Here is a 1,886-nt window from a genome sequence, read left to right as displayed (position 1 = left end):
AAGGCAAGCTTAGAATATCTCTGAGCATATTGACTAATATTCTGACTGATATATTCTGACATGTTGTTTGACTTGCCAAAATCAGTTTTATTGTCCCTTGATAGTCTTGCCAATACTTGACTTTGAAATTCATGAGTTAGAACTGCTTTATGTAACATTACAGGTAAAGTCAGCTCTTTATGATTAAAATCGGCAAAAGCCATATTGAGTCCTAGTCGTTCATGGGGTTGTAATGAGGGCTCATGACTCGATCGGTTAGTTTGATTGCCTAAAGCTATCATCACATTCTGATTTTGATATTGAAGCATCTTGTTTTGTCTTGATGCCATGTCTATTATTTGATGCTCTGTTTTTGTATATAGGTCCTTCTTATAATGCTTAATAAATTCGTAGCTTGTGATCCTTGGTAAGCTACTTTTATCATACTCATCCTTCACCCCATCAAAATGGGAATCCCTTAAGTATACCTGTCCACCTTTTAAGATTTGATTTTTTAGCATATTAAGGGTTTCTTCTAAGGCATCTTTGCGGACTCTTGACGATTTAATTCTTAAAACAGGTTCAATCACACGATTTATAATCTGTGTGACTTTCTCATCGTTATATCTTCTGTGAACCATTAAGGTATTTGTTTTTTGTTGCTGTTCAAAAGTTGGCATTAAGGCTTCAAGATAAACAAGCGTTTGAAAGGCATTCCAACTAGAATACAAATTTCCAATATTTGAGTCAATCCTTTCATCAACCCTTATATCTTCACTTAACGCCTTAGTTGACCTTTTCAAAAGGCGATTTAGTAATTTGGAGATGCCATTCTCTTGGTGATTAATGAGCCCACCTTCGCTGTTCTTCTCGGTTTTAATTACATCCGCATCCAGATTACTTTGATAATTTGAATGGTTTAGGTTGTCTGTATTGACAGTATCATCTGTATTGTGTGAGTTGTCTGTATTGAATATATTGCTTGCATTGACTATACTTCCTGCATTGACTATATTTCCTGTGTTATGAGTTTTAGTAGTTATTATGCTACGACTTGTATTAATTTTATTAATTAGGTCGCTCTTATTAATTAAGTCGCTCGTATTACTCAAATTACTTACGTTACTTGCATTACTTAAGCTTCTTGCTTTACTTAAGTTGTTCGTATTACTTAAATCATATGAACTTTGAGTCATTACATTTTGATAAAAATAATTTAAAAATTCAAGCTTATATTTTTTTTCAGAGTATGTACTCCTGTTATTTTCTAGATCAGAGATTACTTTTTTATTTTCAGTCTTTAAATCTGAGTGAGATACCAGACTGGTATTACTTATGCTTACCACAGTCTCACTATGAGTTTGCCCTTGTTTGAATGTATTTTGGTATGTTAAGGCTTTATGATATAGACTTTGATAATTTTCAGACTGACTTTGATGATCATTTCTTGCATCAATTAAATAAATGTCTGTTTTTTCGTTATTTTGATTAACCAGTGTCAAACTATTGGGGTTAAAATAATGAGCCCTAGAAAGAGACATGGTGTTCACTTCTAAAAGCCTTTGTACTTCTAAAAAGTTCGAGACTGGATTGTAGGTCACTGTTTTTAGCAAATTGTTAATGAGGATTTGCTGTTGTCTGATGACATTTGTCACCTTGGTATCCTTGACTTCAGTGACATTGTCGCTATGAAGATGAAGGATATTTATGGCAGTAGAAAGTATAGGGTTGTTTTCTATGATATTTTGAATGGTCACACTTTTTTCTGCTTCAAGTTCTTCTTGCATCAACAAGTAGATTAAATCAAGTAGTGGCCACGAAATCATAGCTTGCCCCTTGTTATGTGATAGTATTTCTATGGCAAATTGTGATTTTAGTAGTATTGGAAAAGGTTTAATAAGTGGTTT

1 protein-coding gene is annotated in these 1,886 nt (G+C 33.3%); it reads right to left on the bottom strand.

Translation table 11 applies throughout. The features are described 5' to 3' along the window. Positions 1–1,805, bottom strand: a 1,805-nt coding sequence (locus tag AC220I_RS21910; protein WP_486725996.1) for a hypothetical protein, incomplete at its 3' end; no start/stop codon positions are given. Positions 1,806–1,886: the final 81 nt, after the last annotated feature.

It is taken from the genome of Fusibacter sp. (assembly GCF_057447755.1).
This window is presented reverse-complemented; position numbering and strand designations above follow the sequence as displayed.